The organism is Streptomyces sp. NPDC034085 (genome assembly GCF_055575555.1).
Genome location: NZ_JBVISL010000001.1, coordinates 702,938 through 729,141, shown reverse-complemented (window position 1 = coordinate 729,141; position 26,204 = coordinate 702,938). Strand labels below are relative to the sequence as shown.

Sequence of the window (26,204 nt, the reverse complement as noted above, 5' to 3'; positions counted from 1 at the left end):
GGGGCGACCGCCTGAGGGAGCACCGGTTGAGCGGGGCCGGTGCCTGAGGGGGTCCGCTGCCTGAGTGGGGCGGTCCGGCGGGTGGGAGGGGCCCGGGCTGCCGGATCACCGCCTCTGCCGGTAACCTCCGGCTCATGTCCCGCCATGTCGCGATCGTCACCGATTCCACGGCCTACCTGCCCCCGCAGGCGATGGCGCGGCACGGGATCACTGCCGTACCCCTGACCGTGGTCCTGGGGGACGAGGCCCTGGAGGAAGGGACCGAGATCTCGGCCCGCAGCCTCGCGGCGGCCTTGCAGAAGCGCCGGTCGGTCACCACCTCCCGCCCCGGCCCCGAACAGTTCGTCCGGGCCTACCGGGCGGCCGCGGACGCCGGAGCGACCGCCATCGTGAGCCTGCACCTGTCCGCCGAGTTCTCCGGCACCTACGACGCCGCCGTGGTCGCGGCCCGGACCGCGCCGGTACCGGTCCGCGTCGTCGACACCGGCATGGTCGCCATGGCCCTCGGCTTCTGCGCGCTCGCCGCCGCCGAGACGGCGGAAGCCGGCGGGTCCGCCGACGAGGCCGTGGCCGCCGCCGAGAAGCGGGCCGCCGAGATGTCGGCGTACTTCTACGTGGACACCCTCGACTACCTGCGCCGCGGCGGGCGGATCGGGGCCGCCCAGGCCCTCCTCGGCTCGGCGCTGGCGGTCAAACCGCTGCTGACCCTGGACGGCGGGCGGATCGAGATGCTGGAGAAGGTGCGCACGTCCTCCAAGGCCATCGCGCGGCTGGAGGAACTGGCCGTCGAACGGGCCGGGTCGCGCAGCGTCGATGTCGCCGTCCACCACCTGGCAGCTCCGGACCGGGCCGAGAAGCTCGCCCAGCGGCTCCGCGAACGCATTCCCGCCCTGGGCGAGATGCACGTCAGCGAGGTCGGCGCGGTGATCGGCGCGCACACAGGGCCGGGGCTGCTGGCCGCGGTCGTCTCGCCCCGCTGATCACCGGAACGAGTGGCCGGGTTGTCCACAACAGGCCGGTCATCCACCGGAATTGAGGGCTCCGAGCGGGTGGTCCGGGTCCGGATCTAGCGTCGGTGGCATGACTCTTCGAACGCGTACGCCGCGTACCTCAGACAGTTCTCGTTTCCCGATCGCCGCCGGGGCCGGCAGCGGGCCCGGGCGGGCGCGCCGCTCCGACGGCCGGCTCCGGGACCGCCGTGACGCCCGGGCGAGGCCCCGACCCGACCCCGCCGAGGTGCGGCGCAGGGCCGAGGCCCTGATGGGGAGTTCCCCGCCGCCGGAGAGGGTGCGGGAGGAGGCAGCCGGGGCCCTTCGGGTGGCCGATCCGCCTCCCGACGCGGAGCCGTGGCTCGGGGCCTATCCGCGGGCCTGGCCGGATCGGCCGGCCGTTGGGGAGGCGGACGCGCAGGCGCAGGCGGAGCTGGAGGGGCCGGTGCCCGTTCCGGTGGGGCCGGGACGGGGGCCCGGGGCGGTCGAGGCGCCGGTGGAGGGCCGCGGGCTGAGGGCCGGGGACGCGCGGCGGCTGGCCCTGCGGGAGCGGTTGCCCGTGTGGGTGCAGGTCCGGTGCGGGGTGGAGCCGCGGACGGTGGCCGCCGTGGCGGTGGTGCTGGTGGTGGCGGTCGGCTTCGCCGCCCAGCAGTACTGGTCCGGGCGGCCGCAGCCGGTGACGGCGCCCGCCGTGGTCGGCCCCGCGCCGGTCCCTTCGGCGTCGCTGCCGGGAGCGGCGCCGGCCGGCGGGGGCGCCCGCATCGTGGTCGACGTCGGCGGCAAGGTCCGCGACCCCGGGGTGCGGCGGCTGCCCAGCGGTTCGCGGGTGGAGGACGCGCTGGCCGCCGCCGGGGGAGTGCGGCCGGGCACGGACATCACCGGGCTCAACCGGGCCCGGGTGCTGGTGGACGGCGAGCAGGTGCTGGTGGGGGCCACCGCGCAGCCGGCTCCGGGCGGGCCGGCGCCCGGCGGGGGCGCGGGTGCCGGTGCCGGTCCGCTGAGCCTCGGCAGCGCGACCGTGGAGCAGCTGGACGGCTTGCCCGGGGTGGGGCCCGTCCTTGCCCGGAACATCGTCGACTTCCGCACCGCCCGGGGCGGGTTCCGGGCCGTGGAGGACCTCCGGCAGGTCGACGGCATCGGCGAGCGGAGGTTCGCCGAGCTGCGCCGGCTGGTGCGGCCGTGAGCGGCGTTGTGGAGGGCCCCGGGGAGGGCGCCGGGGCGGAGCGGGCGGAGCCGCTCGATCTGCGGCTGGCGGTGCCGGCCGTGGCGGCATGGGGTGCGGCGGCCCTGGCGCTCGGGGTGCCGGGCGGGTGGTGCGCCGTCGGGGCGGGGCTCGCGGTGGCCGCGGCGGGGATCCTGCTGCTGGCCGGGTCGAGGGGTGCGCAGCCGCTGTCGAGGGTCGGCCCCGCCGTGGCCGCCGCGCTGCTGTGCGCCGCCACCGGGGCGGGGGTGGCCGGGCTGGAGCGGGCCGAGGCGCGAGCGGGGCCGGTGGCCCGGCTGGCCCGGGAGCACGCCCGGGTGCACGGGGAGCTCACCGTCGGCTCGGACCCCCGGGTGGCCCGCGGCGGGAGCGGGCCGCCGGTGGTGGTGCTGGACGCCGTGGTGACCGGGGTGGGCGGCCCCGACGGGGCGCGGACCCGGGTGGAGACCCCGGTCCGGGTGCTGGCCGGGCATCCGGACTGGGCGCGGCTGGAGCCCTCGACCCGGGTCGCGGTGGTGGCCCGGCTGGCTCCGGCGCGGGACGGGGAGCGGGCCGTGGCGCTGCTCCGCCCGGCGGGGGACACCCCGCCCGGGGTGACGGGCGGCCCCGACCGGGTGCAGCGCCTCGCGGGGACGCTGCGCGCCGGGCTGCGGGAGGCCACCGGAGGGCTCGCGCCGGACGCCAGGGCCCTGCTGCCGGGGCTGGTGGTCGGGGACACCTCCCGGGTACCGCCCGACCTGCACGAGGCGTTCAGGGCCACCGACCTGCTGCACCTGCTGGCCGTCTCGGGCTCCAACCTGACGGTGGTGCTGTACCTGCTGATCGGGCCCCCGGCCCGCGCGCAGCAGGTCGAGCGGCGCGGGCTGGCGCCCCGGCTGGGGCTCTCGCTGCGGGCCACGGCCCTGTGCGGGGCGGCACTGACGCTGGCCTTCGTGGTGGTGTGCCGGCCCGATCCGAGCGTGCTGCGGGCCGCCGCCTGCGGGGCGGTCACCCTGCTCGCCCTGGCCACCGGGCGGCGCAGGTCCCTGATCCCGGCGCTGGCCGGAGCCGTACTGCTGCTGGTGCTGTACGACCCCTGGCTGGCCCGCAGCCCCGGCTTCCTCCTCTCCGTGCTGGCCACCGGGGCGCTGCTCACCCTCGGGCCCCGCTGGGCGGGGGCCCTGCGGCGGCGCGGGGTGGCGCCGCGCCTGGCCGACGCCCTGGGGGCGGCCGCCGCGGCGCAGGCCGTGTGTGCGCCGGTGGTGGTGGTGCTCTCCGCGCGGGTGAGCCTGGTCGCGGTGCCGTGCAACCTCCTGGCGGAGCTGGCGGCGGGCCCCGCCACCGTGCTCGGCTTCGCGGCGCTCGCCGTGGCGCCGCTGTGCATGCCCGTGGCGAAGCTGCTCGCCTGGTGCGCGGGGGTGCCGGCCGGGTGGATCGCCGGCGTGGCGCGGGCCGGGGCGCGGCTGCCGGGTGCGGAGCTGCCCTGGCCGGGCGGGCTCGCGGGCGGGCTGCTGCTGGTCGTGGTCACGCTGGCCGCGGTGGGACTCGGTGCGCGGTTCGGGCGGCGGCGGGGTGCCTGTGCCGTCGTGGCCGTGCTGCTGCTCGTCGCGGTCCTGCGGCCGCCGCAGCTGGTCCGTACGCTCACCGGCTGGCCGCCGTCCGACTGGAGCTACGTGCAGTGCGCCGTGGGCCAGGGCGATGCCGCCGTGCTCGCCGCCGGCCCCGGGACGGCCGTCGTGGTGGACGCCGGGCCGGAGCCGGGGCCGGTGGACGCCTGCCTGCGGGCCTTGGGGGTGACCCGGATCCCGCTGCTCCTGCTGACGCACTTCCACGCCGATCACGTGGGAGGGCTGTCCGGGGTGCTGCGGGGCCGGTCGGTGGGTGTGATCGAAACCACCACGCTGGAGGAACCGCCCCTACAGGCCGCCCTGGTCCGGCGGGCGGCGGCGCGGGCCGGGGTGCCGGTCGTGCCGGCGGCGCCGGGGGAGCGGCGCCGGACGGGACCGCTGGAGTGGCAGGTGCTGTGGCCTTCGGCGGCGGGTCCGCCGCCGGAGGGGCCCAACGACGCGAGCGTCGCCCTGCTGGTGCGCACGTCGGGCCTGACGCTGCTGCTGCTCGGCGACCTCGAACCGCTGTCCCAACAGGCCCTGCTGAGGGAGCATCCGGAGTTGGGGCCGGTGGACGTGCTCAAGGTCGCCCACCACGGTTCGGCGCACCAGGACCCCGGGCTGCAGGACCGGATCCGGCCGCGGCTCGCGATCGTCCCCGTCGGCACGGGCAACCGCTACGGGCACCCCGCGCCGCGTACGCTCGCACGGTTGAAGGCGCTTGGTGCGGCCGTGCTGCGCACCGATGAGGACGGTTCCGTGGCCGTCTCCGGGAGCGGCCCGGGGATGAGGGCCTTTCCGGCCAGGCGGCGTCCGGATCGGCGTGGGCATACCGGGCGCGACCGCTCTGTTTGCCCACAACCCGGCAGCATGATCGAATGCGTCTTCGCCAGAACGGTCCAAGTCCACACAGCACGGGGGTGCACCAGCCATGTTCGGTCGCAGACGGGGGATGGATCCGGCCGCAGGAGCCGGTCCGCAGACATCCGCGACGGTGACTCTGCCGCCTACGGCGCGGCTGTTGAGCTGCCGCGTGCTCGACACGGTCCACCAGCCGGTCCGCCAGGCCAAGTTCGAGGTCACCGATCCGATCGGCCGACGGGTCGTCAGCGGGGAGACCGATCCGTACGGGGGATTCACGGCGGCGATGCCGGAGGGCGAGTACCGGCTCACCGTCACCGCCGAGGGCTACGCGCCCTTCCACGGGGCGACGCTGGTGGGGGACCCGCAGCCCGGCACGGCGGAGATCATCCTGGACGCCGTGGAGCCGCCGCTGCTCCCGCAGCCCGGGCACTGGGAGCTCGATCCGACGCATTCGTCGATCGCCTTCACCGCCCGGCACATCGGCTTCGCGCGGATCCACGGCCGGTTCACGACCTTCGCCGGCGCGGTGCGGATAGCCGAGCGCATGGAGGACTCCTCCATGCACGTGATCATCGACTCGGCGAGCATCGACACCGGGATGCGGAGGCGGGACGACCACCTGCGCTCCACCGACTTCCTGGACGCGGCCCGGCACCCGACGGTGGAGTTCTACAGCGAGCGGTTCATCCACCGCAGCGGCAGCCGCTGGGCGGTCGCGGGGGCCCTCACCCTCCACGGCGTCAGCCGTTCGGTCACCCTCGACACCCAGTACCTGGGGCACGGCACGGGCCTGGAGGGCGAACCGCGGGCCGCCTGCCGGGCCACGGCCGAGCTGAACCGCGCGGACTTCGCCCTCGACTGGCAGTCGGTGCTGGCACAGGGGATCGCGGCGATCGGGCCGAGCGTGGAAGTGCAGCTGGACGTACAGATCGTCCACAAGGCCTGAGGGGGCGGGCGCGGGGCCCTCCTACGGGGCTTCGAGCCAGCCTTCGTACGCGGCGGCGAGTTCGTCCAGCGAGGCGGCGTCGAGCCGCTCGCGGGGGTCTTCGACGACCACCAGCCACTGGGCGTCCTCGGCGTCGTCCTCGCCGGCGAGGGCGTCGCGTACCAGCTGGGGCTCCTCCGGCAGGCCGAAGCGGTCGACGACCTCCTGGGCCACCTCCTCGGCGGCGTCGCGGTCGGGCAGTACCAGTACATGTCGCAGGTTCACCCGGCCATTCTCGGGCACCGGGGGCGGGGCGGTGTCAGTGCGGCGTGGGATGCTGGGGGCGATGGCCACCAGGAAGAACCCCACCGACGATCCGCTCGCCCCGCTCACCCTCGCGGTGGGGCAGGAGGACCTGCTGCTCGACCGTGCCGTACGGGAGGTGGTGGCGGCCGCCCGCGCGGTCGACGCCGACACCGACGTCCGGGACCTCGCCTCCGAGCAGCTCCAGCCCGGCACCCTGGCGGAGCTGACCAGCCCCTCGCTGTTCGCCGAGCGCAAGGTCCTCGTCGTCCGCAACGCGCAGGACGTGGGCGCGGACGCGGCCAAGGAGCTCAAGGCGTACCTGGCGTCGCCGTACGAGGAGATCACGGTCGTCCTCCTGCACGCGGGCGGGGTCAAGGGCAAGGGCCTGCTGGACGCGGCGCGCAAGGCCGGGGCCCGCGAGGTCGCCTGCCCGAAGATGACCAAGCCGGCGGACCGGCTGTCGTTCGTGCGCGGGGAGTTCCGGACGCTGGGGCGTTCCGCGACCCCCGAGGCGTGCCAGACACTGGTCGACGCGATCGGCAGCGACCTGCGGGAGCTGGCCAGCGCCGCGGCGCAGCTGTGCGCGGACGTCGAGGGCACGATCGACGAGGCCGTGGTCGGCCGCTACTACACGGGCCGGGCCGAGGCCTCCAGCTTCACGGTCGCCGACCGGGCGGTCGAGGGCCGGGCCGCCGAAGCCCTCGAAGCCCTGCGCTGGTCCCTGTCGACCGGCGTGGCGCCCGTGCTGATCACCAGCGCGCTGGCCCAGGCGGTCCGCGCGATCGGCAAGCTCGCCTCCGCCCGCGGCGCCCGGCCGGGCGACCTCGCCCGGGACCTCGGCATGCCGCCGTGGAAGATCGACCGGGTCCGGCAGCAGATGCGCGGCTGGTCCGCGGACGGCGTCGCCGACGCGCTGCGTGCCGTGGCCGTGGCCGACGCAGGTGTGAAGGGCGGCGGGGACGACCCGGAGTACGCCCTGGAGAAGGCGGTCGTGGCGGTCGCCCGCGCGGCCCGCCCCCAGCGCCGCTAGGGGGCGTCCGCAAAGTCCCGCACGGACGCCCCGCGGACACGCGAAGGCCCCGGCCGCCGCCCTGGGGAAGGGCGGAGGCCGGGGCCTTCGGTCACTGCTTGGTTGCGCCGCACCCGCGTGGCGAACGCAGGCCGCGTGCGGCGCGGGGTGCCGGTCAGGAGCGGGAGAGAGGGCCCGCTGGGTCCGTTCCGGCGATCACATCGAGTGCGGAGCTCAGATGGAGGCAACCTTGGAGGCCAGCGCCGACTTCTTGTTGGCGGCGGCGTTCTTGTGGATGACACCCTTCGAGACGGCCTTGTCCAGCTTCTTGGAAGCCAGGCGGGCCGCAGCGGTGGCCTTCTCCGCGTCGCCGGCGAGGATCGCCTCGTTGGCCTTGCGGATGAAGGTGCGCAGCTCGGACTTGACCGACTTGTTGCGAAGGCGAGCCTTCTCGTTGGTCTTGTTCCGCTTGATCTGGGACTTGATGTTCGCCACGAAAGAGCCTTTTCAGGTTCAGAGAATTTTCCGGATGTGTCCCGTCTGCTGAGAGGGCATGCGAGACACAGCCACCCAGGCTACCAGGCGCGCTTCGACCGGCCCAAACCGAGCGCATGGCCAGGTCCATGGGACCATGGAGGCTGCGTACCGTTCCGACAGCAGCTCCGACAGCGACCCGAGAATCAGGACACTGCGTGCCCGCCATCCCCAGCCACGTGCCCGAGCCGAGCCGTACCGACCCGGCGCTGATCCGTAATTTCTGCATCATCGCGCACATCGACCACGGCAAGTCGACCCTCGCCGACCGGATGCTCCAGCTGACCGGTGTGGTCGACCAGCGGCAGATGCGCGCCCAGTACCTCGACCGCATGGACATCGAGCGTGAGCGCGGCATCACCATCAAGTCGCAGGCGGTCCGTCTGCCCTGGGCGCCCACGGAGGGGCCGGGCAAGGGCAGCACGCACATCCTGAACATGATCGACACCCCCGGGCACGTCGACTTCACCTACGAGGTCTCGCGCTCCCTCGCGGCGTGCGAGGGCACGATCCTGCTCGTGGACGCCGCCCAGGGCATCGAGGCGCAGACCCTCGCCAACCTGTACCTGGCGATGGAGAACGACCTCGCGATCGTCCCGGTGCTCAACAAGATCGACCTGCCGGCCGCCCAGCCGGAGAAGTTCGCCGAGGAGCTGGCGAACCTGGTCGGCTGCGACCCGGACGACGTCCTGCGCGTCTCGGCGAAGACGGGCATGGGCGTGGACGCCCTGCTCGACAAGGTCGTCGCCACCGTCCCGGCCCCGGTCGGCGTCAAGGACGCCCCCGCCCGCGCGATGATCTTCGACTCGGTCTACGACTCCTACCGCGGCGTCGTCACCTACGTCCGTGTCGTCGACGGCCAGCTCAACAAGCGCGAGCGCATCCGGATGATGTCCACCGGCGCCACCCACGAGCTGCTCGAGATCGGCGTCTCCTCCCCGGAGATGACGCCGGCCGACGGCATCGGCGTCGGCGAGGTGGGCTACATCATCACCGGCGTGAAGGACGTCCGGCAGTCCAAGGTCGGTGACACGATCACCAGCCTGCACAACGGTGCGACCGAGGCCCTCGGCGGCTACAAGGACCCGAAGCCGATGGTCTTCTCGGGCCTGTACCCGCTGGACGGCTCGGACTACCCGGACCTGCGCGAGGCCCTGGACAAGCTCCAGCTCAACGACGCCGCGCTGGTCTACGAGCCCGAGACCTCGGCGGCGCTCGGCTTCGGCTTCCGCGTCGGCTTCCTCGGCCTGCTGCACCTGGACGTGGTCCGCGAGCGCCTGGAGCGCGAGTTCGGCCTCGACCTGATCGCCACCGCGCCCAACGTGGTCTACCGGGTGGTGCTGGAGGACGGCAAGGAGGTCACCGTCACCAACCCGAGCGAATTCCCCGAGGGCAAGATCTCGGACGTGTTCGAGCCGGTGGTACGGGCCACGATCCTCGCGCCCAGCGAGTTCATCGGCGCGATCATGGAGCTCTGCCAGACCCGCCGCGGCACCCTGCTCGGCATGGACTACCTCTCCGAGGACCGCGTCGAGATCCGCTACACGCTCCCCCTCGCGGAGATCGTGTTCGACTTCTTCGACCAGCTGAAGTCCAAGACGCGCGGTTACGCGTCCCTCGACTACGAGCCCACCGGCGAGCAGTCCTCCAGCCTGGTCAAGGTCGACATCCTGCTGCACGGCGACAAGGTCGACGCCTTCTCCGCCGTCTGCCACAAGGACGCCGCCTACGCCTACGGCGTGCGCCTGGTGGCCAAGCTGCGCGAGCTCATCCCGCGGCAGGCCTTCGAGGTGCCGATCCAGGCCGCCGTCGGCTCCCGCGTCATCGCCCGCGAGACGATCCGCGCCATCCGCAAGGACGTCCTCGCCAAGTGCTACGGCGGTGACATCTCCCGCAAGCGGAAGCTGCTGGAGAAGCAGAAGGAAGGCAAGAAGCGGATGAAGATGGTCGGCTCCGTGGAGGTCCCGCAGGAGGCCTTCATCGCCGTCCTGTCCAGCGACGAGTCCGGCGGCAAGAAGAAGTAGCGCCGTATGCGAAACAGGCCCCCGAGCGTACGCTCGGGGGCCTGTTTCGTTATGAATCGGCCGCCGGGTGGCCCTTACGCGCCAGCCGCACGCCCCCTACTCTGAACACTGGTTACTCGCCAGTTACAAGCCCGAAGTCATGCCTGAAGTCATGCCCGAACAGGCCCTGCCGCGTGGTCCGGAGGACGTCCGTGAGCGACACACAGACCTTGATCGAGAACCGCCCGCCCACCGTGGCGGCCCTCTTCCTTGACCGCGTCGCCGCCACGCCGAACGCGGAGGCCTACCGCTTCCCCGTGGCCGCGGCGGGCCGCGAGGGCGGTCCCGACGACTGGAAGTCGCTCAGCTGGGGCCAGGCCGCCGACCGGGTCTTCGCCATCGCCGCCGGCCTCATCGGACTGGGCCTGCACGCCGAGGACCGGGTCGCACTCGCCTCCAACACCCGCGTCGAGTGGATCCTGTGCGACCTCGGCGTGATGTGCGCCGGCGGCGCCGTGACCACCATCTATCCGAGCACCAACGCCGAGGAGTCCTCCTTCATCCTCGCGGACTCCGAGAGCCGAGTGCTGATCGCCGAGGACGCCGCCCAGCTGGCCAAGGCCCGCGAGCGCCGCGCCGACCTGCCCGAACTCGCCCACGTGGTGGTTCTGGAGGCGGCCGACGCCGTCCCCGCCGAAGGCGATCCGGAGGGCTGGGTGCTCTCCCTCGCCGAGCTGGAGGAACGCGGCAAGGAGTACCTCGCCAAGCACCCCGCGGCGGTCAAGGAGCGGATCGCGGCCATCACCCCCGACCAGCTCGCCACCCTCATCTACACCTCCGGCACCACCGGCCGCCCCAAGGGCGTCCGCCTGCCGCACGACAACTGGTCGTACATGGCCAAGGCCACCGTGGCCACCGGCATGATCCACTCGGACGACGTCCAGTACCTGTGGCTGCCGCTGGCCCACGTCTTCGGCAAGGTGCTCACCTCCGGCCAGATCGAGGTCGGGCACGTCACCGCCGTCGACGGCCGCATCGACAAGATCATCGAGAACCTGCCGGTCGTCCAGCCCACCTACATGGCGGCCGTCCCGCGCATCTTCGAGAAGGTCTACAACGGCGTCGCCGCCAAGGCCCGGTCCGGCGGCGGAGCCAAGTACAAGATCTTCCAGTGGTCGGTCGGCGTCGCCCGCGAGTACGCCAAGGTCACCCAGGACAACTACCGCCGCACCGGACGGGCGACCGCCCCCCTCGCCCTCACCGCCAGGCACAAGATCGCGGACGCCCTCGTCTACTCCAAGCTCCGCGAGGCCTTCGGCGGCCGGCTGCGCGCCGCCGTCTCCGGGGCCTCCGCCCTGGCACCCGAGATCGGCTACTTCTTCTCCGGCGCCGGCATCCACATCCTGGAGGGCTACGGGCTGACCGAGTCCAGCGCGGCCTCCTTCGTCAACCCGGGCGAGGCCTACCGCACCGGCACCGTCGGCAAGCCGCTCCCCGGCACCGAGGTCCGCATCGCCGACGACGGCGAGGTCATGCTGCGCGGCCCCGGCATCATGCAGGGCTACCACGGCCAGCCCGAGAAGACCGCCGAGGTCCTGGAGAGCGACGGCTGGCTGCACACCGGCGACATCGGCGAGCTGTCCCCGGACGGCTACCTGCGCATCACCGACCGCAAGAAGGACCTGATCAAGACCTCCGGCGGCAAGTACGTCGCCCCGGCGGAGATCGAGGGCCAGTTCAAGGCGATCTGCCCGTACGTGTCGACCATCGTCGTCCACGGAGCCGACCGGAACTTCTGCTCCGCCCTGATCGCCCTCGACGAGCCCGCGATCCTGGGCTGGGCCGTCGAGAACGGCCTGGAGGGCAGGACGTATGCCGAGGTCCTCGCGGCCCCGGAGACCGACCGGCTGATCGAGACCTACGTCCAGACCCTCAACGAGGGCCTCCAGCGCTGGCAGACGATCAAGAAGTTCCGCATCCTGCCGCGCGACCTCGACGTCGAGCACGGAGACCTCACCCCCAGCCTCAAGCTGAAGCGGCCCGTCGTCGAGCGTGAGTTCAAGCACCTCATCGAGGAGATGTACGAGGGCTCCAGGGAGGCGTAGCCCGAGGCGTAAACGACCATGGGGCGGTGCGGGACAATGGGCGCATGCCTTCCGCACTGCCCGACGGTGAACCCATGCCCGAAGACGGCTCCCTGCCGTCGCACGCCCTGGAGGGCGCCGGGGCGCGGCCGCTGGGGTTCTACCTGCACGTCCCGTACTGCGCCACGCGCTGCGGGTACTGCGACTTCAACACCTACACCGCCACCGAGCTGCGCGGCACCGGCGGCGTCCTCGCCTCCCGGGAGAACTACGCCGACACCCTGATCGACGAGGTCCGCCTGGCCCGCAAGGTGCTCGGGGACGACCCGCGCGCCGTGCGGACCGTCTTCGTCGGCGGCGGCACGCCCACGCTGCTGCCCGCCCGGGACCTCGTACGCATGCTCGCGGCGATCCGCGACGAGTTCGGGCTGGCCGAGGACGCCGAGGTCACGACCGAGGCCAATCCGGAGTCCGTGGACCCGGCGTACCTGGCGGAGCTGCGCGCCGGCGGCTTCAACCGGATCTCCTTCGGCATGCAGAGCGCGAAGCAGCACGTCCTGAAGGTGCTGGACCGCACGCACACTCCCGGGCGCCCCGAGGCCTGTGTCGCCGAGGCCCGCGCGGCCGGCTTCGAGCACGTCAACCTCGACCTGATCTACGGCACCCCGGGCGAGTCCGACGACGACTGGCGCGCCTCCCTGGAGGCCGCGCTCGGCGCCGGCCCCGACCACATCAGCGCCTACGCCCTGATCGTCGAGGAGGGTACGCAGCTGGCCCGCCGCATCCGCCGCGGCGAGGTCCCGATGACGGACGACGACGTCCACGCCGACCGGTACCTGATCGCCGACTCCGTCATGGCCGCGGCCGGGTACTCCTGGTACGAGGTGTCGAACTGGGCCACCTCCGAGGCCGGGCGGTGCCTGCACAACGAGCTGTACTGGCGCGGCGCCGACTGGTGGGGCGCTGGCCCCGGAGCGCACTCGCACGTGGGCGGGGTCCGCTGGTGGAACGTGAAGCACCCCGGTGCGTACGCGGCCGCCCTGGCCGAGGGCCGCTCGCCGGGCGCGGGACGCGAGCTGCTGTCGGCGGAGGACCGGCGCGTGGAGCGGATCCTGCTGGAGCTCCGCCTGGTGGACGGCGTCCCGCTGTCCCTGCTGGCGCCCGCGGGCCTCGCCGCCTCCCGCCGCGCCCTCACCGACGGCCTCCTGGAGGCTGGACCGTACGGGGCGGGGCGGGCGGTATTGACGCTGCGCGGGCGGCTGCTGGCCGACGCGGTGGTGCGGGACCTGGTCGACTGACCAGGTCCCGGCGGACGGGCGGGGTCAGCTCGGCCAGCTGTTGCGCCAGGGCTTGTAGTGCGGGTTGTCCTGGCACTCGTCCATGATCTCGGTCTTGGAGGTCTTGTCGACCGGGCACACCGCGACGATGAAGGAGCGGTCGATGCCGCCGGGGAAGGCGACCTCCGCCTGGGAGGCGTACTTGTGGGTGTCGCCGATGGTCTGGTTGACGTCCACCCCGCCCGGGGCGTCGATGTAGTAGTTCCAGCCGCTCTTCCACCAGGTCTTGTACAGGTCGTGGTCGTAGGTGGTCGACACGTACGGGGAGGGCTGGTTGACCAGCACGTACTGCTCGATGTCGTACTGGCCGTCCAGGGGCGCCTTCGGCTTGAAGCCCTCCTCGAAGACCACCGACGGCGGACGGCCGTCGGAGCGGTAGAGCTGCTTGCAGTTGATCCGCCAGGACGGCGACGGGGTGATGCGCTCCACCACGACGGTCTTGTCCGCCGCGGCGAAGAGGTGGTCGGTCACCCGCGGACAGGAGTTCGCCGGGGCGGCCTGCGCCGTGGCCGAGGCGGAGGCGGGCGGGAGCAGGGCGGCGGCGAGCACGGTCGCGGCGAGGACGGCGCGCTGCCGCAGAGCAAAGGTGATCATGGTGAGCACCCTTGCCCTTCGTGGCGCTCCGCACACGTACTGTCACTCGAAGGTGGGCGAGTCCGGCGGTGCGCGGTGACTCGGCGTGCCGTGCCTCTGCGTGCCGTGCCTCAGAGTGCGGTGCCCTCGGCGTGCCGCGCCTCAGGGCGCCGTGACGAAGTCGATCAGCTCCTCGACGCGGCCGAGCAGCGTCGGCTCCAGGTCCCGGTACGAGGACACCCGCGACAGGATGTGCTGCCAGGCGGCCCCCGTGTTCGGCGGCCAGCCCAGGGCCCGGCAGACGCCCGTCTTCCAGTCCTGGCCGCGCGGCACCTCGGGCCACGCCCGGATGCCCAGCGCGGACGGCTTCACCGCCTGCCAGACGTCCACGTACGGGTGGCCCACGACCAGCACGTCCGGCCCGGTCACCGAGGCCGCGATGCGGGACTCCTTCGAGCCCGGCACCAGGTGGTCCACCAGCACCCCCAGCCGGGCGTCCGGACCCGGGGCGAACTGCGCGACCACCGCCGCGAGGTCGTCGACGCCCTCCAGGTACTCCACGACCACCCCCTCGATCCGCAGGTCGTCGCCCCACACCCGCTCGACCAGCTCGGCGTCGTGCCGCCCCTCCACGTAGATCCGCCCCGCCCGCGCCACCCGGGCCCGCGCACCCGGGACGGCCACCGAGCCCGAGGCGGTCCTGGCGGGCGCGGCGGGCGCCCGTGACGGGCGGACCAGGGTCACCACCGCGCCGTCCAGCAGGAATCCGCGCGGCTCCAGCGGGAACACGCGCCGCTTGCCGAACCGGTCCTCCAGGGTCACCGTGCCCGCCTCGCAGGCCACCACCGCGCCGCAGAAGTCCGTACCCGCCACCTCGACCACCAGGTCCGGGTCGGCCGGCACCTCCGGCACGGCCTTGGCGCGCTTCCACTGCGGGGTCAGGTCGGGGGAGTACTCACGCATCCGGCCGACCCTAGGAGAGCCGCCGCCCTCACACCCGCGACACGCCGAACCGGGCCGCCAGTGTGGCGCGTTGCGCACGCACGAAGCCCGCGTCGACCAGCGCTCCGTGACCCGGCACGTACACCGCGTCGTCGCCGCCCAGGGCCAGCAGCCGGTCCAGCGCGGCGGGCCACTGGCCCGGCACCGCGTCCCGGCCGGCCTGGGGCTCGCCCGACTCCTCGACCAGGTCCCCGCAGAACACCGCCTCCCGCTCGCCCGGCACGAAGACGGCCAGGTCGTGCTGGGAGTGCGCGGGCCCCACGTTGGCCAGCAGCACCTGCACCCCGCCCAGCTCGAGCGTCCACTCGCCCGACACCAGGTGCCGGGGCGCCTGGAGCAGGTCCGCCGCCTCGGCGGCCTCCGCCTCCGCCAGCCCGTGCCGGACCGCGCTCGCCCGTACCTCCTCCCGGCCCGTCGGGGTCGACAGCTGCCGGTCCAGGCCGACCGCACCGTAGAACTCGGCGCCCGCGAAGGCCGCACCGCCCAGTACGTGGTCGAAATGTCCGTGGGTGAATGCGATATGGGTCACGCGCCGGCCCGTCAGCCGCTCCGCCTCGGCCCGCACCCCCGCGCCCTCGCACACACTCGATCCGGGGTCGACCAGCAGCACCGAATCGTCCCCCACCACCAGCCCCACGGTGCAGTCCCACACCGGAAGCCGCCGCCTGCCGACCCGTCCGGTGACCCGTTCCCAGCCCGCCTCTTCCCAACGCACGTCCATGCGGCGACGCTACCCTGGCGGGCCGCCCTTGCCCCCGGACTACTACCCGGCCGTACACTGACCGGGGGATCTCTGGCACTCCCACCCGCTGAGTGCCAGCCAGCCAGGACCGGCCACGGCGGCCACGACCGAGACCGACACGCATCCGGAGGTGTGCGCGATGCTCAGTGAACGCAGACTCGAGGTACTGCGCGCCATCGTCCAGGACTACGTCGGGACGGAGGAGCCCGTCGGCTCCAAGGCCCTCACGGAACGCCACCGCCTCGGCGTCTCGCCCGCCACCGTGCGCAACGACATGGCCGTGCTGGAGGAGGAGGGCTACATCGCGCAGCCCCACACCAGCGCCGGCCGGATCCCCACCGACAAGGGCTACCGGCTGTTCGTCGACAAGCTGGCGGGCGTCAAGCCGCTGTCGACGCCCGAGCGCCGCGCCATCCAGAACTTCCTGGACGGCGCCGTCGACCTCGACGACGTCGTCGGCCGCACGGTACGGCTGCTCGCGCAGCTCACCCGCCAGGTCGCCGTCGTCCAGTACCCCTCGCTGACCCGCTCCACCGTCCGGCACGTCGAGCTGCTGTCGCTGGCCCCGGCCCGGCTGATGCTCGTACTGATCACCGACACCGGGCGGGTCGAGCAGCGCATGGTCGACACCCAGACCCCCTTCGGCGAGAACTCCCTCGCCGACCTGCGGGCGCGGCTCAACAGCAGGGTCGTCGGCCGTCGGTTCACCGACGTGCCGCAGCTGGTGCAGGACCTTCCGGAGTCGTTCGAGATCGACGACAGGGCGACCGTCAAGGCCGTCATCGCGACCCTTCTCGAAACGCTGGCGGAGGAGGCGGAGGAGCGGCTGATGATCGGCGGCACCGCCAACCTCACGCGCTTCGGACATGACTTCCCCCTGACGATCAGGCCGGTGCTCGAAGCACTCGAGGAGCACGTCGTGCTCCTCAAGCTGCTCGGCGAGGCCGGTGAGTCGGGGATGGCCGTACGGATCGGGCACGAGAACGCCTACGAGGGGCTCAACTCCACGTCGGTCGTGTCCGTCGGCTACGGTTCGGGCGGCGAAGCAGTCGCCAAACTCGGCGTGGTCGGACCGACCCGCATGGACTACCCCGGAACGATGGGAGCGGTACGCGCAGTGGCACGTTACGTCGGACAGATCCTGGCGGAGTCGTAAGTGGCCACGGACTACTACGCCGTACTCGGCGTACGCCGCGACGCATCGCAGGACGAGATCAAGAAGGCCTTCCGCCGCCTCGCGCGTGAACTCCACCCGGACGTGAACCCGGACCCGAAGACGCAGGAGCGCTTCAAGGAGATCAACGCGGCCTACGAGGTGCTCTCGGACCCGCAGAAGAAGCAGGTCTACGACCTCGGCGGCGACCCGCTGTCCTCCTCGGGCGGCGGTGGCGGCGCGGGCGGCTTCGGCGCGGGCGGCTTCGGCAACTTCTCCGACATCATGGACGCCTTCTTCGGGCAGGCCTCGCAGCGCGGCCCGCGCTCGCGGACCCGCCGCGGCCAGGACGCCATGATCCGCCTGGACCTGGAACTGGACGAGGCCGCCTTCGGCACGACCAAGGACATCCAGGTCGACACGGCCGTCGTCTGCACCACCTGCTCCGGCGAGGGCGCCGCCCCCGGCACCTCGGCGCAGACGTGTGACATGTGCCGCGGCCGCGGTGAGGTCTCGCAGGTCACCCGGTCCTTCCTGGGCCAGGTCATGACCTCGCGCCCCTGCCCGCAGTGCCAGGGCTTCGGCACCGTGGTCCCGACCCCCTGCCCCGAGTGCGCGGGCGACGGCCGGGTCCGCTCCCGCCGCAGCCTCACGGTCAAGATCCCGGCCGGCGTCGAGAACGGCACCCGGATCCAGCTCGGGGGCGAGGGCGAGGTCGGCCCCGGCGGCGGCCCCGCCGGCGACCTGTACGTGGAGATCCACGAGCTGCCGCACCCGACCTTCCAGCGGCGCGGTGACGACCTGCACTGCACGGTCACCATCCCCATGACGGCCGCGGCCCTGGGCACCAAGTGCCCGCTGGAGACGCTGGACGGCATGGAGGAGATCGACATCCGGCCCGGCACCCAGTCCGGCCAGGCCATCCCGCTGCACGGGCGGGGCGTCACCCACCTGCGCGGCGGCGGCCGGGGCGACCTGATCGTCCACGTCGAGGTCACCACCCCCGGCAAGCTGGACGCCCAGCAGGAGGAGCTGCTGCGCCAGCTCGCGAAGCTGCGCGGCGAGGAGCGGCCGACGGGCCAGTTCGCGCCCGGCCAGCAGGGCCTGTTCAGCCGCCTGAAGGACGCGTTCAACGGTCGCACCTGAGCGGCCCCGAAGGCCTCGTACGAGCCCGGTCCGGAGCGTCCCGGACCGGGCTCCGTGCTTCCCGCCCCACCGCCCCCGGCGATGCGAGGACAGTGCCGGGGAAGCGGACTATGCCAGGCGAATGCGGTGATTCGGCCCGGTGGTCGGGACGTGGCACGATGCAGTCCATGTCCTCCGCGCCGAACGGTCTCCACCGGTACCCGATCGTGCAGGCTCCCATGGCGGGCGGCGTCTCCTGCCCGCCGCTCGTCGCCGCCGTGTCCGACGCCGGCGGGCTCGGCTACCTGGCCGGCGGCTACAAGACCGCCGACGGCATGTACCAGGAGATCAAGCAGACGCGCGGCCTCACCCGGCGGCCCTTCGGCGTGAACCTCCTCATGCCGCAGACCGGCCCCGTCGACCAGACCGCCGTCGAGGCCTACCGCGGGCAGCTGGCCGGCGAGGCCAACTGGTACGCGGTCTCGCTCGCCGCGGAGGACATCATCGGCACCAGCGACGACGGCTACGAAGCCAAGCTGGCCATCCTGCTGGAGGACCCCGTCCCGGTGGTCTCCTTCACCTTCGGCACCCCCGCGCCCGAAGTGCTCGCGCGGCTGCGCAAGGCCGGTACGCACACCGTCGTCACCGTCACCTCGGTCGACGAGGCCCGGGCCGCGCAGGCCGCCGGCGCCGACGCCGTCTGCGTCCAGGGCGTCGAGGCCGGCGGCCACCAGGGCACCCACCGGGACGACCCGCAGACCGACGGCACGGCCGGCGTCGGCCTGCTCGCGCTGGTCGCGCAGGTACGGGAGGCCGTGGCCCTGCCCATCATCGCGGCGGGCGGTCTGATGCGCGGCGCGCAGATCGCGGCGCTGCTGGCGGCGGGCGCGGAGTCGGCGCAGCTCGGCACGGCCTTCCTGGTGTGCCCGGAGTCCGGGGCGCACCCGCTGCACAAGAAGGCCCTGACCGACCCGATGTTCGCCCACACGGAACTGACCCGGGCCTTCTCGGGCCGGCCGGCCCGGGGCCTGGTCAACCGCTTCATGCGGGAGCACGGGCCGTACGCCCCGGCCGCCTACCCGCAGGTCCACCACATGACCGCGGGACTGCGCAAGGCGGCCGCCGCGGCCGGGGACCCGCAGGGCATGTCCCTGTGGGCGGGGCAGGGCCACCGGCTGGCCCGGGCGCTGCCGGCCGGGCAGCTGGTGGAAGTGCTGGCGGCGGAACTGGCCGAGGCGCAGAACGCGTTGCAGGTGTTGAGATGAGGAGAACGTCATGACGGCCCCCGTGTTCGTGGTCGAAGAGGTTCCGGCGGGCCCGGAGTTCGTGCTGGAGGGCCCCGAGGGGCGGCACGCCGTGTCCGTGAAGCGGCTGAACCCGGGCGAGGACGTGATCCTCACCGACGGCCGGGGCCGGTGGACCGAAGGCGTGGTCAAGGCGGCGGAGGGCAAGGACCGCCTGGTGCTCATGGACCTGGAGTCCGTGAGCGAGGAGCCGGAGCCCGACGTGCGGATCACGGTGGTGCAGGCCCTGCCCAAGGGTGACCGGGGCGAGGTGGCGGTCGAGACGATGACGGAGACCGGCGTCGACGCCATCGTGCCGTGGCAGGCCTCGCGGTGCATCACGCAGTGGCGTGGGGACCGGGGTGAGAAGTCCCTGGCCAAGTGGCGTTCCACGGCCCGGGAGGCGGGGAAGCAGTCGCGCCGGGTGCGTTTCCCTGAGGTGGCCGGGGTGATGTCCACGAAGCAGGTGGCCGCGCTGCTGGCGCAGGCCGATCTGGCGGTGGTGCTGCACGAGGACCGGGACACGGCTTCGGCGGCGCTGGCGACGGCGGCGCTGCCGGAGAAGGGGTCCGTGGTACTGGTGGTCGGCCCCGAGGGCGGGGTCTCGCCGGAGGAACTGGCGGTCTTCGCGGAGGCGGGTGCGCGGCCGTACCGCCTGGGCCGCTCGGTGCTCCGCACCTCGACCGCGGGCACGGCGGCCACGGCGGTGCTGTTGGCGCGGTCGGGGCGCTGGTCGTAGCCCTTGCCCTGGCCGGGCGGTGGGCGGGTTGCCGGTGTCCCGGTGGGGCCGGTGCCCTGGCCGGGCGGGGTGTGGGTGGCGGTGTCCTGGCGGACCGGTGGTGCGCTGGCGGGGCCGGGTGTGGGTGCCGGGGTGTTGTGGGCCGGGGTCGGGGGCGGGGTGGGGTGTCGTCCGGGACGGGCTTCGATGTTCGGCGCCTGAGCCTGAGTGGTTTTGCCGGGCGGTGCCGCGCGCCGAATTCATCTCGTTTTAGTCCCGGACGACACCCCACCCCGCCCCCGCCCCCCTCCGGTGAGTGCCCAACCCAGCCTCGCCGGCGTTTGAGGCGCGGGGCCGGGCAGCGCCCGGGGAACGGGGAAGGGCGGGGAGGGGACCCGCTCCGCGCAGCGGTGCCCACCGGCAGGCGGCAGGTAGCATGCCCCGACCGATCATCGTCACGGGAGGCGCAGCAATGGCCGGGGAACCGCAGGCGGACTGCCTGTTCTGCAAGATCGTCGCGGGTGCCGTCCCGGCGACGGTGGTCCGCGAGACCGAGACCACCGTCGCCTTCCGGGACATCAACCCGCAGGCGCCGACCCACGTGCTCGTCATCCCCAAGGTGCACTACCCCGACGCCGCCACCCTCGCCGCCGGCGCGCCGGACGTGGCCGCCGACGTCCTGCGCGAGGCCGCCCGCGTCGCCGCCGACGAGAAGGTCGAAGAGGGCGGCTACCGGGTCGTGTTCAACACCGGCGCCGGCGCAGGCCAGACCGTCTTCCACGCCCACGCGCACGTCCTCGGGGGCCGCGGCCTCCAGTGGCCGCCCGGATAAGCCGTGTCCGTACGCGAGTTCGTGGTCCTCGGCACCGCCAGCCAGGTCCCCACCCGGCACCGCAACCACAACGGCTACCTGCTGCGCTGGGACGGCGAGGGCATCCTCTTCGACCCGGGCGAGGGCACCCAGCGGCAGATGCTGCGGGCCGGGGTCGCGGCGCACGACATCAACCGGATCTGCGTCACGCACTTCCACGGCGACCACAGCCTCGGCCTGGCCGGGGTGATCCAGCGGATCAACCTCGACCAGGTCCCGCACCCCGTGACCGCGCACTACCCGGCCTCGGGGCAGCGGTTCTTCGACCGGCTGCGGTACGCCACCGCCTACCGGGAGACGGTGCGGCTCCGGGAGGAGCCGGTGGCCGAGGACGGGGTGCTCGCGAGCGGGCCCCCGTACGTCCTGGAGGCGCGCCGGCTCTCGCATCCGGTGGAGTCGTTCGGCTACCGGGTGACCGAGCCCGACGGGCGCCGGATGGTTCCCGCGCTGCTCGCGCGGCACGGGATCGCGGGGCCGGACGTCGGCCGGATCCAGCGGGAGGGCCGGCTGGCGGGGCCGCTGGGCGAGGTCACGCTGGAGGCGGTCAGCGAGCACCGGCCGGGGCAGCGGTTCGCCTTCGTCATGGACACCCGGCTGTGTGACGGCGTGGACGCGCTGGCGGAGGGCTGCGACATGCTGGTCATCGAGTCGACCTTCCTCGACGCGGACGTCCGGCTGGCGACCGACCACGGCCACCTCACCGCCGGGCAGGCGGCGCGGGTGGCGCGGGAGGCGGGCGTACGGCACCTGGTGCTGACGCACTTCTCGCAGCGCTACGGGGATCCGTCGGAGTTCGAACGCGAGGCCCGCGCGGCCGGGTTCGAGGGGGAGCTGACGATCGCGGCCGACCTGAGTCGGGTGGCCCTGCCCAAGCGCTAGGGGCGGGTGTTTCTCGAGTGGCGCTGGGGGAGGAGGAGAGCAGGGCTCCGGTGACGTGCGTCACACTGGGTTTGGCCCTGCCGGACCCGGGCAGGACCGGCCTCTCTCCAGCCCGTAAGCAGAAACGACATTTCAACGGGGAGCACACCGTGATCAGTCGGGACAGCCGCATCACCCTCGACCCGCTCGGACCGGTGCGCGATCCCCAAGAGCCGGGCTGCGACGTCTTCCTGACCGGCACGGTGTTCCTCGACATCATCTTCACCGGCCTCGACTCGGCCCCGGTGCGCGGTACGGAGTCCTGGGCGCGGGGCATGGGCTCCAGCCCCGGCGGCGTCGCCAACATGGCCACCGCCCTCGCGCGGCTGGGCCTGCGCACCTCGCTGGCCGCCGCCTTCGGGGACGACCACTACGGGGAGTACTGCTGGGACGCCCTCGAACAGGGCGAGGGCATCGACCTGTCCATGTCACACACCATTCCGGGCTGGCACAGCCCCGTCACGGTCTCCATGGCGTACGAGGGCGAGCGCACGATGGTCTCCCACGGCCACGAGGCCCCGCCCCCGGCCGGCCCCGGCCCCTTCCCCTGGTGTCCGCCGAAGGCGCGCGCGGCGGTGGCCTCGCTCGGCGCCGGCCAGACCGAGGACTGGATCTCGGAGGCGGCCCGCCGGGGCTCGCGGATCTTCGCGGACGTCGGCTGGGACGAGACGGGCCGCTGGGACCTCGGCGCCCTGGCCGACCTCCAGCACTGCGAGGCGTTCCTGCCCAACGCGGGAGAGGCGATGCGCTACACCCGGACCGAGTGTCCGCGCGCCGCGGCCCGGGCCCTCGCGGAGAAGGTGCCGGTCGCGGTGGTGACCATGGGAGCGGAGGGCTCGTACGCGGTCGACAGCCGCACGGGGGAGACCGCGCAGGCCCCCGCCATCGCCGTCGACGCCCTGGACCCCACGGGGGCCGGGGACGTGTACGTGGCCGGGTTCGTCACGGGCAGCCTGGCGGGGTGGCCCCTGGCCGACCGGCTGGCCTTCGCCGGGCTGACCGCCGCCCTCTCGGTCCAGGAGTTCGGCGGCTCCCTCTCGGCCCCGGGCTGGCCGGAGGTGGCCCACTGGTGGCGCACGGCCCCCGACGCCCTGCGGGACCGCTACGCCTTCCTGGACGCCCTCGTACCGCCGGGCGCGGCCCCCTCCCGGCGCCGCAGGGCCGTCCCGACCATCGGCTTCCGGCACCCGGTCTAGATCGGCCCGGAAAACCCCTCGGGATGGCCCCGGGGTGGACGTACCCTTGGTACTCCGGAGGTCGACGATCCGCGCGGCCCCTCAGCGGGAGGTATGCGCAGGCCACAGTGCCGGCCCATGACTCAGACACCGACAGCCCACACCCCGGCGCCGGGCCAGGCGCGAGCCCACTTCACCGTCCCGGCGACGCACCCGATGGTGACCGTACTCGGCTCGGGCGACGCGCTGCTGCGCGTGATCGAGAAGGCTTTCCCGAAGGCCGACATCCACGTTCGGGGCAATCAGGTCAGCGCGGTCGGGTCGGCGGCGGAAGTCGCACTGATCCAGCGCCTGTTCGACGAGATGATGCTGGTGCTCCGCACCGGGCAGCCGATGACGGAGGACGCAGTGGAACGCTCGATCGCCATGCTCAAGGCGAACGGCAGCCCGGGCGGTGACCCGGAGACCCCGGCCGAGGTGCTCACCCAGAACATCCTCTCCAGCCGCGGCCGCACCATCCGTCCCAAGACCCTCAACCAGAAGCGGTACGTCGACGCGATCGACAGGAACACGATCGTCTTCGGCATCGGGCCCGCAGGCACCGGCAAGACCTACCTCGCGATGGCGAAGGCGGTCCAGGCGCTGCAGTCCAAGCAGGTCAGCCGCATCATCCTGACCCGCCCCGCCGTCGAGGCGGGCGAGCGGCTCGGCTTCCTGCCCGGCACCTTGTTCGACAAGATCGACCCGTACCTGCGCCCGCTGTACGACGCCCTGCACGACATGATCGACCCGGACTCCATCCCGAGGCTGATGGCCGCCGGGACCATCGAGGTGGCCCCGCTGGCCTACATGCGTGGCCGCACGCTCAACGACGCCTTCGTCGTCCTGGACGAGGCGCAGAACACCACCGTCGAGCAGATGAAGATGTTCCTGACCAGGCTCGGCTTCGACTCCAAGATCGTCGTCACCGGTGACGTCACCCAGATCGACCTGCCGGGCGGCGCCAAGAGCGGTCTGCGCCAGGTCCAGGAGATCCTCGACGGAGTGCCCGACATCCACTTCTCGCGGCTCACGTCCGAGGATGTCGTCCGGCACAAGCTGGTCGGCCGTATCGTCGACGCGTACGAGAAGTACGACGACGCCCACCAGGCCCCGAACGGCCACCAGCGGAAGTAGAACCCAGCGCACCATGTCGATCGACGTCAACAACGAGTCCGGAACCGAGGTCGACGAGCAGGCGATCCTCGACATCGCCCGCTACGCGCTCACCCGGATGAGGATCCACCCGCTGTCCGAGCTCTCCGTCATCGTCATCGACGAGGACGCGATGGAGCAGCTCCACATCCAGTGGATGGACCTCCCCGGCCCGACCGACGTCATGTCCTTCCCGATGGACGAGCTCCGGCCGCCGGCGAAGGATGACGAGGAGCCCCCGCAGGGGCTCCTCGGCGACATCGTGCTCTGCCCCGAGGTCGCGAAGAGGCAGGGTGAGGACGCGCCCACGCAGCACTCCATGGACGAGGAGCTCCAGCTCCTGACCGTCCACGGGGTGCTGCACCTGCTGGGGTACGACCACGAGGAGCCGGACGAGAAGGCCGAGATGTTCGGGCTCCAGGCCGCCATCGTCGACGGCTGGCGCGCCGAGCGCGGCATGACCGGTCCCTCCCCGGCCCCGACCGTCTCGTGACCGGCGCCCCCCAGCTGATCACCGGGGCGGTCCTGCTGGTCGTGGTCGCCTGGTTCGCGGCGTGCGCCGAGTCGGGTATCGCCCGCGTCTCCAGCTTCCGCGCCGAACAGGCCGTACGCGAGGGCCGGCGCGGCAGCGCGAAGCTCGCCCAGGTCGCCGCAGACCCCACCCGCTACGTCAACGTCGCCCTGCTGGTGCGGGTGACCTGCGAGATGGCGGCGGGGGTGTTCGTCACGTACGTCTGCCTCGACGGGTTCGGCGACCACTGGACCGCGCTGCTCGTCGCCATCGGCGTGATGGTGCTGGTGTCGTTCGTGGCGGTGGGCGTGTCCCCCCGTACGATCGGCCGCCAGCACCCGCTGAACACCGCGACGGCGGCCGCGTACGTCCTCGTACCGCTGGCGCGGGTGATGGGCCCGGTGCCGCAGCTGCTGATCCTGATCGGCAACGCGCTCACGCCCGGCAAGGGCTTCCGCAAGGGCCCCTTCGCCTCCGAGGCCGAGCTGCGCGCGATGGTGGACCTCGCGGAGAAGGAATCGCTGATCGAGGACGACGAGCGCAGGATGGTGCACCAGGTCTTCGAGCTGGGGGACACCCTCGTGCGCGAGGTGATGGTGCCGCGCACCGACCTGGTCTGCATCGAGCGGTACAAGACGATACGTCAGGCGACGACGCTGGCGCTGCGCTCCGGTTTCTCGCGGATCCCGGTCACGGGGGAGAACGAGGACGACATCGTCGGCATCGTGTACCTGAAGGACCTCGTCCGCAGGACGCACATCAACCGGGACGCCGAATCCGACCTGGTCTCCACGGTGATGCGGCCGGCCGTCTTCGTGCCCGACACGAAGAACGCGGGGGACCTGCTGCGCGAGATGCAGTCGGTGCGCAACCACGTGGCCGTCGTCATCGACGAGTACGGCGGCACGGCCGGCATCGTCACGATCGAGGACATCCTGGAGGAGATCGTCGGCGAGATCACCGACGAGTACGACCGGGAGATCGCGCCCGTGGAGGAGCTGGGCGGGGACTCCTACCGGGTCACGGCGCGGCTGGACATCACCGACCTCGGTGAGCTGTTCGGGGCCCTGGCCTTCGACGACGAGGACGTGGAGACGGTCGGCGGCCTGCTGGCGAAGGCGCTGGGCCGGGTGCCGATCGCCGGTGCCTCGGCGGTGGTGGACCTGCCGGACGGGCGTCCGCTGCGGCTGACGGCCGAGTCCCCGGCGGGTCGCCGGAACAAGATCGTGACGGTGCTCGTGGAGCCCGTGGCCGAGGCGCACGCCGCGGGGGAGGAGGGCGAGTGACGCCGGCGGAGCTGCGCGCCTTCTGCCTGGGCTTCAACGCGGCGGTGGAGGAGTTCCCCTTCACCCCGGAGACCTCGGTGTTCAAGGTGCTGGGGAAGGTGTTCGCCCTGACGGCGCTGGACGCCGAGCCGCTGAAGGTCAACCTCAAGTGCGAACCGGAGGCCGCGGTGCGGCTGCGGGCCGAGTACGAGGCGGTCGTGCCGGGATGGCACATGAACAAGCGGCACTGGAACACCGTGACCGTGGGCGGCCTGCCGGACGCGCTGGTGCGCGAGCTGGTGGAGGACTCGTACGACCTGGTCGTCGCGGGGCTGCCGCGGGCGGAACGGCTGCGGCTCGACCGGCCCTGAAGCGCCTCGGAGCGCCCCGGCGGGGTCGTTGCACGGCTCCGCCGGGGTGCTCCCTATGCTTTCGCCTATGACCGAGAGCAGCGTGGGAGCGGGGATCGACCCCGAGGACAGCAAGATCATCACCCTGGCGCGCAGCGCCCGGGCCCGCAACGGAGTCCCCGAGGGCGCGGCCGTGCGGGACGAGACCGGCCGCACCTACGTCGCCGGGACCGTGGAGCTGGACTCCCTGAAGCTCAGCGCGCTCCAGACGGCCGTCGCCATGGCGGTGGCCAGCGGCGCCCGCTCCCTGGAGGCGGCGGCCGTGGTGAGCGCCGCGGACGCCCCCGCCGACGCCGACCGCGCGGCCGTGCGCGACCTGGGCGGCCCGTCCACCCCGGTACTGCTGGCCGGTCCGGACGGCACCCTCAAGTCCACGACCCCCGCCGGGGCCTGACGCGGCGGGTCCCCGGCCCGTGGGCGGTACCC

24 protein-coding genes and 1 pseudogene are annotated in these 26,204 nt (G+C 73.2%); 20 read left to right on the top strand and 5 right to left on the bottom strand.

Annotated features, from left to right (window positions below):
- The first annotated feature begins 134 nt into the window (after nt 1-134).
- The 4 genes and pseudogenes from ACZ501_RS03430 to ACZ501_RS03415 all read left to right on the top strand — a co-directional run bounded on the left by ACZ501_RS03430 (nt 135) and on the right by ACZ501_RS03415 (nt 5,586).
- Entirely contained in the window at nt 135-980 is an 846-nt protein-coding gene (locus ACZ501_RS03430; RefSeq protein WP_362460196.1) for a DegV family protein, read from the top strand.
- A gap of 454 nt (nt 981-1,434) precedes the next feature.
- Nucleotides 1,435-2,172, top strand: coding sequence for a ComEA family DNA-binding protein (locus tag ACZ501_RS03425; protein WP_468792166.1), 738 nt, complete (start codon nt 1,435-1,437; stop codon nt 2,170-2,172).
- Nucleotides 2,169-4,571 (top strand): annotated as a pseudogene (locus ACZ501_RS03420) (ComEC/Rec2 family competence protein); the annotation flags it as partial. The gene ACZ501_RS03425 and the pseudogene ACZ501_RS03420, both read left to right, overlap by 4 nt.
- Nucleotides 4,572-4,707: 136 nt before the next feature.
- Nucleotides 4,708-5,586 carry a YceI family protein gene (locus ACZ501_RS03415; RefSeq protein WP_468792163.1) on the top strand — a complete coding sequence of 293 codons (879 nt, stop codon included), beginning with the start codon at nt 4,708-4,710 and terminating at the stop codon, nt 5,584-5,586.
- 21 nt (nt 5,587-5,607) lie between these two features.
- Here ACZ501_RS03415 and ACZ501_RS03410 read toward each other — a convergent pair whose 3' ends face one another.
- Nucleotides 5,608-5,850 (bottom strand): hypothetical protein, encoded by a 243-nt coding sequence (locus ACZ501_RS03410; RefSeq protein ID WP_361601746.1) that lies wholly within the window; start codon nt 5,848-5,850, stop codon nt 5,608-5,610.
- A gap of 61 nt (nt 5,851-5,911) precedes the next feature.
- On the opposite strand from ACZ501_RS03410, the gene holA reads away from it, so the two are divergent.
- Nucleotides 5,912-6,901, top strand: a complete 990-nt coding sequence (gene holA / locus ACZ501_RS03405; RefSeq protein WP_468792160.1) for a DNA polymerase III subunit delta — start codon at nt 5,912-5,914, stop codon at nt 6,899-6,901.
- Nucleotides 6,902-7,114: 213 nt separating this feature from the next.
- Here holA and rpsT read toward each other — a convergent pair whose 3' ends face one another.
- On the bottom strand, nt 7,115-7,375 hold the full coding sequence (gene rpsT, locus ACZ501_RS03400) for a 30S ribosomal protein S20 (RefSeq protein ID WP_079426863.1): 261 nt from the start codon (nt 7,373-7,375) through the stop codon (nt 7,115-7,117).
- A 197-nt stretch (nt 7,376-7,572) separates the two neighbouring features.
- Here rpsT and lepA point away from each other — a divergent pair, with 197 nt between their 5' ends.
- From lepA to hemW, 3 genes are all read left to right on the top strand, one after another.
- A complete protein-coding gene (gene lepA, locus ACZ501_RS03395) occupies nt 7,573-9,438 on the top strand; it encodes a translation elongation factor 4 (protein WP_361601740.1) in 1,866 nt (621 codons plus the stop codon).
- A 191-nt stretch (nt 9,439-9,629) separates the two neighbouring features.
- Nucleotides 9,630-11,522: an AMP-dependent synthetase/ligase gene (locus ACZ501_RS03390; RefSeq protein ID WP_468792157.1), complete on the top strand. Its 1,893-nt coding sequence runs from the start codon at nt 9,630-9,632 to the stop codon at nt 11,520-11,522.
- A 44-nt stretch (nt 11,523-11,566) separates the two neighbouring features.
- Nucleotides 11,567-12,799, top strand: a complete 1,233-nt coding sequence (gene hemW, locus ACZ501_RS03385) for a radical SAM family heme chaperone HemW (protein ID WP_468792154.1) — start codon at nt 11,567-11,569, stop codon at nt 12,797-12,799.
- 24 nt (nt 12,800-12,823) lie between these two features.
- Here hemW and ACZ501_RS03380 read toward each other — a convergent pair whose 3' ends face one another.
- From ACZ501_RS03380 to ACZ501_RS03370, 3 genes are all read right to left on the bottom strand, one after another.
- A complete protein-coding gene (locus ACZ501_RS03380; RefSeq protein ID WP_362460212.1) occupies nt 12,824-13,432 on the bottom strand; it encodes an ADP-ribosyltransferase in 609 nt (202 codons plus the stop codon).
- 141 nt (nt 13,433-13,573) lie between these two features.
- A complete protein-coding gene (locus ACZ501_RS03375; RefSeq protein ID WP_361601728.1) occupies nt 13,574-14,374 on the bottom strand; it encodes a DUF3097 domain-containing protein in 801 nt (266 codons plus the stop codon).
- A 28-nt stretch (nt 14,375-14,402) separates the two neighbouring features.
- Nucleotides 14,403-15,134 (bottom strand): MBL fold metallo-hydrolase, encoded by a 732-nt coding sequence (locus tag ACZ501_RS03370; RefSeq protein ID WP_468792151.1) that lies wholly within the window; start codon nt 15,132-15,134, stop codon nt 14,403-14,405.
- Between the two features lie 160 nt (nt 15,135-15,294).
- On the opposite strand from ACZ501_RS03370, the gene hrcA reads away from it, so the two are divergent.
- The 12 genes from hrcA (at nt 15,295) to ACZ501_RS03310 (ending at nt 26,172) form a co-directional block, all read left to right on the top strand.
- Complete coding sequence (gene hrcA / locus ACZ501_RS03365) at nt 15,295-16,311, top strand: heat-inducible transcriptional repressor HrcA (protein WP_361601722.1); 1,017 nt, start codon at nt 15,295-15,297, stop codon at nt 16,309-16,311.
- Nucleotides 16,312-17,454: a molecular chaperone DnaJ gene (gene dnaJ / locus ACZ501_RS03360; protein WP_361601719.1), complete on the top strand. Its 1,143-nt coding sequence runs from the start codon at nt 16,312-16,314 to the stop codon at nt 17,452-17,454.
- Between the two features lie 167 nt (nt 17,455-17,621).
- Entirely contained in the window at nt 17,622-18,698 is a 1,077-nt protein-coding gene (locus ACZ501_RS03355) for a nitronate monooxygenase (protein WP_361601716.1), read from the top strand.
- Between the two features lie 10 nt (nt 18,699-18,708).
- A complete protein-coding gene (locus ACZ501_RS03350) occupies nt 18,709-19,455 on the top strand; it encodes a 16S rRNA (uracil(1498)-N(3))-methyltransferase (RefSeq protein ID WP_362460222.1) in 747 nt (248 codons plus the stop codon).
- 451 nt (nt 19,456-19,906) lie between these two features.
- The gene (locus ACZ501_RS03345) at nt 19,907-20,266 is read left to right on the top strand and encodes a histidine triad nucleotide-binding protein (RefSeq protein ID WP_361605940.1); all 360 of its coding nucleotides are present in this window, start codon (nt 19,907-19,909) and stop codon (nt 20,264-20,266) included.
- Between the two features lie 3 nt (nt 20,267-20,269).
- Complete coding sequence (locus ACZ501_RS03340) at nt 20,270-21,184, top strand: ribonuclease Z (RefSeq protein WP_361605943.1); 915 nt, start codon at nt 20,270-20,272, stop codon at nt 21,182-21,184.
- A 149-nt stretch (nt 21,185-21,333) separates the two neighbouring features.
- On the top strand, nt 21,334-22,419 hold the full coding sequence (locus ACZ501_RS03335; protein ID WP_468792148.1) for a carbohydrate kinase family protein: 1,086 nt from the start codon (nt 21,334-21,336) through the stop codon (nt 22,417-22,419).
- Nucleotides 22,420-22,536: 117 nt separating this feature from the next.
- The gene (locus ACZ501_RS03330) at nt 22,537-23,574 is read left to right on the top strand and encodes a PhoH family protein (RefSeq protein WP_361605946.1); all 1,038 of its coding nucleotides are present in this window, start codon (nt 22,537-22,539) and stop codon (nt 23,572-23,574) included.
- Nucleotides 23,575-23,587: 13 nt separating this feature from the next.
- Nucleotides 23,588-24,085 (top strand): rRNA maturation RNase YbeY, encoded by a 498-nt coding sequence (gene ybeY, locus ACZ501_RS03325; RefSeq protein WP_215019474.1) that lies wholly within the window; start codon nt 23,588-23,590, stop codon nt 24,083-24,085.
- The gene (locus tag ACZ501_RS03320) at nt 24,082-25,389 is read left to right on the top strand and encodes a hemolysin family protein (RefSeq protein ID WP_361605950.1); all 1,308 of its coding nucleotides are present in this window, start codon (nt 24,082-24,084) and stop codon (nt 25,387-25,389) included. Before ybeY ends, ACZ501_RS03320 begins: the two co-directional genes overlap by 4 nt.
- Nucleotides 25,386-25,739, top strand: coding sequence for an MmcQ/YjbR family DNA-binding protein (locus tag ACZ501_RS03315; protein WP_362460231.1), 354 nt, complete (start codon nt 25,386-25,388; stop codon nt 25,737-25,739). The genes ACZ501_RS03320 and ACZ501_RS03315 overlap by 4 nt, the downstream gene beginning before the upstream one ends.
- Nucleotides 25,740-25,806: 67 nt before the next feature.
- Nucleotides 25,807-26,172: a cytidine deaminase gene (locus ACZ501_RS03310; RefSeq protein ID WP_361605956.1), complete on the top strand. Its 366-nt coding sequence runs from the start codon at nt 25,807-25,809 to the stop codon at nt 26,170-26,172.
- The last annotated feature ends 32 nt before the right edge of the window (nt 26,173-26,204 follow it).